Raw genomic sequence first — 8,217 nt, forward strand, 5'->3', positions numbered from 1 at the left:
CCAAGGGCACAACGGTCCCGTCCATCCGGTCCCTGGCTGGTGGCCGCCAGCCGGGGACCGCCTACTCTGAACAGAGTCGGCAACAATCAACATGCAAGGGTATCCCAACTGCACGGCTCCTTGCCGAGGCGAAGTCACGTCACCTCAGGCAGCTCGGTGCGAGAGCTGTAGAGCTTGATCCCGAGTTCGGTGATCTCCAGCAGCACCAGGTGGATGGCGTCGCCGACCGGGGCGAGTTCAGCGGCGGCAGCGGGGCTGGTGGTGGCGATTTCCTCGACGGTGCGCTGAAACTCGGTGATGTCGGTGTAGACGGCTGTTGCCGTCTCTTCGAGATGGATCAGTTGCGCTTCGTCGGGCTTCTGCTCCCGGGCCTGGGCGGCGAGCAGGGTCAGGCGCGCCGCTTCGGTGCGCCATCGTTCGATGTTCCTGCCGAAGTGGTTGAGGCGGTCGGCGATGTCGTTGCTGGACATGGGGGCACCCTCGTTGAGATGGCCAAACGGCCGGAGGGGCGGTTTCGATGCCAAGAGCTCGGAGATTGTTTGGCCATTGACATGCTTAGTGCAAGTGAGTATTCACTCACTCACCATGAAGCACACGCGCACCAACCTGTCCGATGCGGACACCCGAAGAGAAGCCATTGTCGAGGCGGCGCTGGTGGCGTTTGCCGATGCGGGGTTTCAGGCGACGCCGGTAACGGCGGTCGCTGTCCGGGCCGGGATCAGCCAAGCCTATGTGTTCAAGCTGTTTCCCACCAAGGAAGAGCTGTTCATCGCCGCGGTGGAGCGCTGCTTCACCCGGATCGAGGAGACGCTGGAAAAGAGCGCCCAGACGGTCAGCAACGGCGATGCCGATGCGATCCTTTATGCGATGGGCGACGGCTATGCGAGCCTGATTGCCGACCGCAGCATCCTGATGATCCAGGTGCATGCGCAAAGTGCCTCGGATGTTCCGGCGATCCGCGCCACCATGCGAGGCGGGCTCAAGCGGATCGTCACCTATGTGAAGCAGCGTACGGGCGCCAGCGACGAAGCCGTGCAGCGCTTCATCGCCTTCGGCCAGCTCTGCCACCTGATCACCACCACCGATATCGACGAGCTCGGTGAGGACTGGGCCCGCCTGGTGGCGCGCGGCATCCGGCACGTGCCGGCGATCTGATCCGGCCGGGGCATCCCCCCGGCGATTTATGACGACGTCCATCGTGGCGCCCTCACCCGCTCAAGCGCGGGAACAAAGGCGCCATTTCTTGAAACCAACTGGTGAGTGACTAGTCACTCTATTGATATGGGAGAACAGCAATGACCACCGTGATCGCAACCGCTGCCGAGGCAGCACCACCGACCGAGCGCAGCCGCAATCGCTGGCTGGCCCTCACCATCCTGGCGCTGGCGCAGTTCCTCGTGGTGCTGGATGCCTCGATCGTCAACATCGCACTGCCCAGCCTCGGGGCCGGGTTGGGGCTCGACCACAACCTCCTCACCTGGGTGATCACCGCCTATGTGCTGCCGTTCGGCGGGCTGCTGATGCTGGGCGGGCGGCTGGCCGATCGTTATGGGCACCGCAGGGTGTTCCTCGCCGGGGTGTCCGGCTTCATCGCAGCGTCGCTGCTGGCTGGGCTGTCGATCAACGGGCCGATGCTACTGATGGCCCGCGCTATCCAGGGCGCCTCGGCGGCGCTCCTCGCGCCGGCGGCGCTGGCCTTGCTGATGCAGCTGTTCCCGGTGACCGACGGCCGGGCCAAGGCGCTCGGCATCTGGGGCGCGGTGGCGGGGCTCGGCAGTGTTGCCGGGGTGCTGCTCGGTGGCGTGCTGACGGCCAGCATCGGCTGGTCGGCGATCTTCTTCATCAACGTGCCGGTGGGCCTCGTGGTGCTCGCCGCGATCCCCTCACTGCTGAGCCGCGACGTGGCGCAGAGCCAGGCGCGTCTCGACCTCTGGGGCGCCATCACCATCACGCTCGGCGTGGTGGCGCTGGTGGCGGCGTTCTCGATGGTGCTCGAGGTCGGCTTCCTGTCGCCGGTGACGCTCGGCCTCGGGGCAGCCGGCGTGGTGCTGCTCGGGCTGTTCACCGTGATCGAGCTCCGCTCGCGCGACCCGCTGGTGTCGTTCGCGATCTTTGCCAACCGGGCGGTGACGCTGGGAAACCTGGTGGTGCTGCTGATCGGCGGCGCGGTGGTCGGGCTGTTCTTCGTCCTGTCGCTGCATATGCAGAACGTCCTCGGCTATGACGCGATGCTGACCGGCCTGACCCAGGTGCCGCTAGCGCTGGCGCTGATCGTCACGGCCGGGGTGTTGCCGCCGGTGATGGCGAAGGCCGGCTCGGCGCGGACGCTGGCGGTGTCGCTGGTCGGTCTCGCAATCGGCCTCGTCTGGCTGGCGCTGGCGCCGGTCGGGGCGGATTTCGTGCTCCACCTGCTGGGTCCGACGATCATCATCGGCGCCGGTCTGGGCGGCGCGTTCATCGCCGGCACCGAACTCGCGGTGCAGGGCGTCAGCGAAGCTGATAGCGGGCTCGCCAGCGGGCTGGTCAACACCAGCCAGCAGATTGGCGGCGCCCTGGGCCTCGCCGTGCTGTTCACACTGGCGACGACGCTGACCAGCAGCCTCAGCGCCGGTGGTGCAGACGAGATCACCGCGCTCGCCCGTGGCTACTCGGCCGCCTATCTCGGCGCCGCCGGGCTGGCGCTGCTGGCTGCGCTGATCGCCGCCTTCGCCACCCGCAAGTGACACCCGGCGCCGGCGCGACGCCGCGCCGGTGCCCTTCCCCTAACCCAAGGAGTAGCTGATATGACCACCGATAACCTCACCGCCCCGGGCCAGGACAAGTCGCAGAAGCTTGCGCCGCGCTACGTCACCTGGTCGGCCATCGTCGCCCCCGTGCTGGTGCTGACCGGCTGGGCCTTCATCGCCGCGGTGCCGATTGCGCTGCTGCTCTGGGGCACCTGGAGCGACAGGCGGGTCCGGGCGCTGCGCTGGTGGAGCGGGCTCACCGCCCTGCTCTACGCCATCCCGTTCGTGCAGTACCTGCTGCGCACTGATCCCGAGGCCAGCATGTCCTCAATGCTGCACCCCGCAATGGGCCTCGCCATTGCGCTCGCTGCGGCGGTGGTGGCGCTGAAGATCTTCAAAAGTCATCGCGGTTGAAAGTCATCCGAAGGCCGGCGGCAGCATCGTTGCCGCCGGCACAAGATTAGCAGTGCCGACAGCGTGGTGGCGTGGTATTGTACTTATGCGGAGTGCACGCGAAGGGGACGCGTGAGCTTAGGGGCGTTAATGGCGAGGAGAGGCCATGGCGTCGTATTTCGGTCTGCGGACCCCGGGTCAGTTCGTCGGCGCACTTGTCGCGACTGTTATTGCTTCCACGGTACTCCTGACATCGTTCGCCCTGGCGGCGGACGAGGCGATCTTTGCTCCCGGCGAGCCTGTCGTCACCGGCTTCTCGGGCGTGGTGCCGCCGGCGACACCCCCGGCCAGCGGCGAGCCGCTCGACTACACCTTCATCGATCCGGCCGGCGCGTCGATGGTGATCCAGCAGCTGCAGCCGGATGGACCGCCGACCGGTCAGCTGATCCCGGCCGAACCGGTATTCTCGGCAACCGCAGCCGATGTCGGGCAGACCTTCGGGGTGGCGCTCGACGATGCTCCCGAGTTCAGCGGCGCCGCAGCGCCGAATATCTATCTCGCGGCCACCTCGGCCTTCGGGCTCAACATCGTCGTGCCGGATGCCGATGGCAATCCGGTACGCAGCAAGCTCGGCGCGCCCGAGGCGAGCTTCATGGCGGGCCAGTGGGGCACGGCCGGCGGGACGGCGGGCTATCCCGGCTCGATCTGGAAAGTCGATGGCAGCACCGGAGAGATCTCGCTGTTCACCACCATCGCGGCCAATAGCGGCGCGGGGCTGGGCAACCTGGTGTTCGACCCGGCCAGCGCGCAGTTCTTCGTTTCCGATCTCGATACCGGCCTCGTCTACCGGCTGGCGGCGGACGGCGTCATCATCGACACCTTCGACCATGGCGTCGCCGGACGACCGACGCACGAGCTCGAACCCGTCGCCGACGACGGCAGCACCATGTCGGTCACCGATCCGGCGTTCAACAGCGAGGATCCGGCGACCTGGGGCTTCACCCAGCCGGAGCGCAAGGTGTTCGGCCTCGCGGTCAATGGCGGGCGGCTGTTCTACGCCGTCGCCGCGCAGATCTGGTCGGTGCGCATCAATGCCGATGGCAGCTTCGGCACGGCACGCTGGGAACTCGATATTGCCGACCTGCCCTCCAGCAACGAGATCGCCAGCATCGTCTTCGACCCGCAGGGCCGGATGCTCCTCGCGCAGCGCGGCGCGCCGGTGGGGAGCTATGACTATTCGGTGTTTGCCACGCCGCTGACCTCGTCGGTGGTGCGCTACGAGCGCGAGTTCCCGGACGACCCGACGACGCCGGGCACCTGGGTGGAAACGCCCGACAGTTACGCCATCGGCATGGCGCCGGAAGGCAGCAACGCCTCGGGCGGCATCGCGCTCGGCCCGGATTTCGACGACGAGGCCGGCACGCTCAGCGGCGCCTGCAGCGCCTATCTGTGGTCGACCGGCGATGCCTTGCGCGACAATCTGAACGTCGATGCGCCGCTCGATCCGCCGACCCAGGTGCATGGCCTCCAGGGCAATGCCGCGGCGCTGGTGCGGCCGCAGAACGAGCCGCCGACGCTGGCCTTCTTTGCCGACTATGACGGCAATACCGGTGATGACCAGGCGACGGCGCAGGGCCATGTCGGCGCGGTCGCCATCTGGCAGGTGTGCGAGAGCGCACCGGCTACCTACGTCCCGCCGCCGGCCTTCCCGCCGCCGGATTACCTGCCGCCGAGCTATGAGCCGGACGAGGACGAACCCGTCGAGCCGGATGAGCCCGAGTACAGCAACCTGACGCTGGAAAAATGGGCCAAGCCGTTCTTCTGCGTCGATGGCGGCGCCAACTGGTGGTGCAACTTCACTATCCGGGTCGAGAACACCGGCAGCGTGCCCTATTGGGGTCCGGTGGTGGTCAACGATCACCTGCCGGCCAACAATCCGGGCGCCAGCATGAGCTTCTGGCCGCAGCCGCCATGGTCGTGCGGCCCGACCGGACCGACCGCCTATCAGTGCGTCACCGGCCCGGTGCTGCTCTATCCCGGCGACGGGGTGGTGCTGCACGAGGTGGTGAAGCTGCCCAAGGCGCTGGTGAACTATTGCCACCTCGCCAACGCAGCCGAACTCGACTGGTTCTGGGGCAATGACGACGATCCGAGCGACGATTTCAACATCGGCGTGGCGGGCATCAAGGCGCCCGGTTGCTTTGCGGCACCCGGCAGCGACCTGCTGCTCGAAAAGATCGCCGCGCCGAGTTGCGCCGACGCCGGCGCGACCTGGAACTGCTCGTACGTGGTGCTGGTGCAGAATGCCGGGCCGGGCAATTATTCCGGGCCGATCACCGTCACCGACACGCTCGGTATCAACGCTCCGGCGACGACGCTGGGCCCCTGGGCCTGCGTCCAGGCCGGCCCGGTGCTGACCTGCAATATCGTCGCGCCACCGGTCAACGTGCCGCCCGGCTGGACCTCGGGGTTCCTCGTGACCTCGCATGTCCCCAAGGGCATCCTGCCGGCGCTTTGCGGCCTCGACAACAAGGCCAATATCAGCGCGCCCGCCGGGGGCTCGCCGACCAACCTCGTCGCCGGCAACGACTTCGACGCGGTCACCGCGCCGATCCCGGATCCGGCCTGTGCCGGACCGGCGCTCGATACCGACCTCAAGATGCAGAAGACGGCGCTCGGCTGTTCGCCCTTCTTCTACGGGGTGAATGGCTATCTCTGCCAATGGCGGATGACGATCAGCAATGTCGGCACCACGCCCTATCTGGGGCCGCTGTCCTTCGTTGACAGCTCGGCGGGGGTGACCACCAACTTCCTCACCCTGATGTACCCATTCTGCACCGGGGCGGCGGTCACCACCTGTACGCCGCCGGGAGCGGTGGGGGTCAATCCGGGAACGCCGATCGTCGTGCCGTTCCACACCTTCATTCCGGATGGGCCGGGCGTCTGCTCGGTGACCAACAACCTGTCGATCCTGGCGCCGAACCCGGGTTCACCACAGAATCCCGGTGGCAACGACTCGGACACGGTCGGCCAGGCGCTGCCCAATCCTGCCTGCATCGCGCCGGGCCTGCCCAAGCTCAACATCCAAAAGACCGCCACCGGCTGTGCGTCGGATCCATCCAGCGAGGACTGGCTCTGCGATTTCGACATCACCGTGTTCAACTATGGCGGTGGCCCGCAGCCGGGACCGATCCAGGTCAAGGATTTCAACGACAAGCCCACGACCTTCTCGGGCGCCGCTTGCGTTCCTTCGGGGGTGGATCAGTGGCTCTGCACCCGTCCGGCGGCATTGCCGGCGCTGTCGAACTGGACTTTCCAGGCGACGTCGCACGTCAATCCCAACAGCGTGACGCTGGCCGACTGCAACGTGATCAACACCGTGCTGATCACCAATCCGGCTTCCGGCGGCGACCCGGGCTACCTCGCCCAGGCCACCCAGAAGGTGCCGCAGCTGTTCATCAACCTGGGGCCCGGCCCGGTCGCGGTGTATTGCGACCCGCCAAGCCTCAAGCTGACCAAGACGGCGATCAAGACCGTCAAGGCCGGCGACGGCTACGACGCGACCTTCACCGTCAGGGCCACATCGACCGGACCCGACCCCTATATCGGCACGGTCGAAGTCGACGAATTGCTGCCGGACGGCACGAGCTTTGTGTCCTCCAGCAACTGGACGTGCGTCCCGACGACCGACAACGACATGCACTGCTCGTCGACGTTCAAGACCATCCCGGTGGGCAAATACACCGAGATGACCATCACCATCCACATCCCGACCGATGTGGCGGTGGCGGGTCAGTGCAACATCGTCAACACGGTGAATGCGTCGATCGCGGCCGCCGTGCTGCACAGCGACGAGGGGGTGCAGTACACCGCCTCGGCCGCAGCCCAGCTGCCGGCCAGCGTCTGCCGGCCGGGCGCGGAGCCCGAGCCCGAGCAATGCCCGGTCAAGCAGGTGATGCCGAATGGCGACTGCTGCGAAGCGGGCACGCAATGGAACGGCAAGCAATGCGCCACGCCGCGCCCGACCGCTCCGAAGTGCCCCGCCGACAGCCACCTGACCGATAGCGGCGCCTGCGTCTGCGACAAGGGGACCCATGGCGATCCGGGCGAGTGCGAACCCAACCAGTCGACGCCAAGCTGCGACTTCCGCGACAGCCGGCTGGTCAATGGCGAGTGCGTCTGCAAGCCCGGCACGCATGGCAACCCCGGCAAGTGCCGGCCTGATGTGGTCGAGGAGCCGGTCTGCCCCGACGACAGCCGCCTGCGTCGCGGTGAATGCGTCTGCCTGCCGGACACCCACGGCAAGCCGGGCAATTGCCGGCCGGACGTGGTGGAAGAACCGACCTGCCCGGACGATAGCCGGCTGCGCCGTGGCGAATGCGTCTGCCTGCCGGGCACGCTCGGCAAGCCCGGCAATTGCCGGCCCGAGGTGATCGAAGAGCCGAGCTGCCCGGATGACAGCCGCCTGCGTCGCGGCGAATGCGTCTGCCTGCCCGGGACGCTCGGCAAGCCCGGCAATTGCCGGCCCGAGGTGATCGAAGAGCCCAGCTGCCCCGACGATAGCCGCCTGCGCCGCGGTCAGTGCGTCTGCCTGCCCGGCACCAGCGGGGAGCCCGGCAACTGCCGGCCGGATATCGTCGAGGAACAGACCCCGGCCTGCCCGGACGACAGCCGGCTGCGCCGCGGTCAATGCGTCTGCATCCCGCCCACGACTGGCAAGCCGGGGGCTTGCCAGGCTCCGGTGCTCGAACTGCAGCCGCTGCGGCCACGGATTGAGCTACCGACCATCAACTGAGCTTTGGGGGCTGGCCGCGTAAGTGGCCGGCCCTTCGCCGAAATGTCGAGGCAGCCGTCCCCTCTCCCCTGAGGGGAGAGGGCTGGTGCAGCTAGGACCGTGAGGTCCGTAGCGGAACTAGGGTGAGGGGTTCAGCTTCTCAGCATGCTGGCCCGTCCAGCAGGTGGCACCGCTTCACCCCTCATCCGGCGCTTCGCACCACCTTCTCCCCTGAGGGGCCTGTTGCATAATTCTGCAGGTGTGATTCCGTGACTATGGAGAGCGGAGTTGATGACCGATGGCGATCAAGCGGACAGGGCAGTT

Annotated in this window: 5 protein-coding genes; 4 read left to right on the forward strand and 1 reads right to left on the reverse strand. The window is 67.2% G+C overall.

The window, feature by feature from the left end; all coding sequences use genetic code 11:
* Window positions 1-134: 134 nt before the first annotated feature.
* The gene (locus ASC68_RS13335) at window positions 135-470 is read right to left on the reverse strand and encodes a hypothetical protein (RefSeq protein ID WP_055879963.1); all 336 of its coding nucleotides are present in this window, start codon (window positions 468-470) and stop codon (window positions 135-137) included.
* Between the two features lie 94 nt (window positions 471-564).
* Between ASC68_RS13335 and ASC68_RS13340 the strand changes: the two genes are divergently transcribed.
* The 4 genes from ASC68_RS13340 to ASC68_RS13355 all read left to right on the forward strand — a co-directional run bounded on the left by ASC68_RS13340 (window position 565) and on the right by ASC68_RS13355 (window position 7,914).
* Window positions 565-1,155, forward strand: coding sequence for a TetR/AcrR family transcriptional regulator (locus tag ASC68_RS13340; protein ID WP_197421214.1), 591 nt, complete (start codon window positions 565-567; stop codon window positions 1,153-1,155).
* A 140-nt stretch (window positions 1,156-1,295) separates the two neighbouring features.
* Window positions 1,296-2,723 (forward strand): DHA2 family efflux MFS transporter permease subunit, encoded by a 1,428-nt coding sequence (locus ASC68_RS13345; protein ID WP_055879967.1) that lies wholly within the window; start codon window positions 1,296-1,298, stop codon window positions 2,721-2,723.
* 60 nt (window positions 2,724-2,783) lie between these two features.
* Window positions 2,784-3,140, forward strand: a complete 357-nt coding sequence (locus ASC68_RS13350; RefSeq protein WP_055879970.1) for a hypothetical protein — start codon at window positions 2,784-2,786, stop codon at window positions 3,138-3,140.
* Window positions 3,141-3,285: 145 nt separating this feature from the next.
* Window positions 3,286-7,914 (forward strand): DUF11 domain-containing protein, encoded by a 4,629-nt coding sequence (locus ASC68_RS13355; protein WP_055879973.1) that lies wholly within the window; start codon window positions 3,286-3,288, stop codon window positions 7,912-7,914.
* The last annotated feature ends 303 nt before the right edge of the window (window positions 7,915-8,217 follow it).

Source organism: Devosia sp. Root105 (assembly GCF_001424865.1).
In the GTDB taxonomy this organism is placed as follows: domain Bacteria; phylum Pseudomonadota; class Alphaproteobacteria; order Rhizobiales; family Devosiaceae; genus Devosia_A.

What these genes read in the sequence shown, in the direction of transcription:
- ASC68_RS13335 (WP_055879963.1), bottom strand. Translation starts at nt 470, where the DNA reads ATGTCCAGCAACGACATCGCCGACCGCCTCAACCACTTCGGCAGGAAC.
- ASC68_RS13350 (WP_055879970.1), top strand. Translation starts at nt 2,784, where the DNA reads ATGACCACCGATAACCTCACCGCCCCGGGCCAGGACAAGTCGCAGAAG.
- ASC68_RS13355 (WP_055879973.1), top strand. Translation starts at nt 3,286, where the DNA reads ATGGCGTCGTATTTCGGTCTGCGGACCCCGGGTCAGTTCGTCGGCGCA.
- ASC68_RS13345 (WP_055879967.1), top strand. Translation starts at nt 1,296, where the DNA reads ATGACCACCGTGATCGCAACCGCTGCCGAGGCAGCACCACCGACCGAG.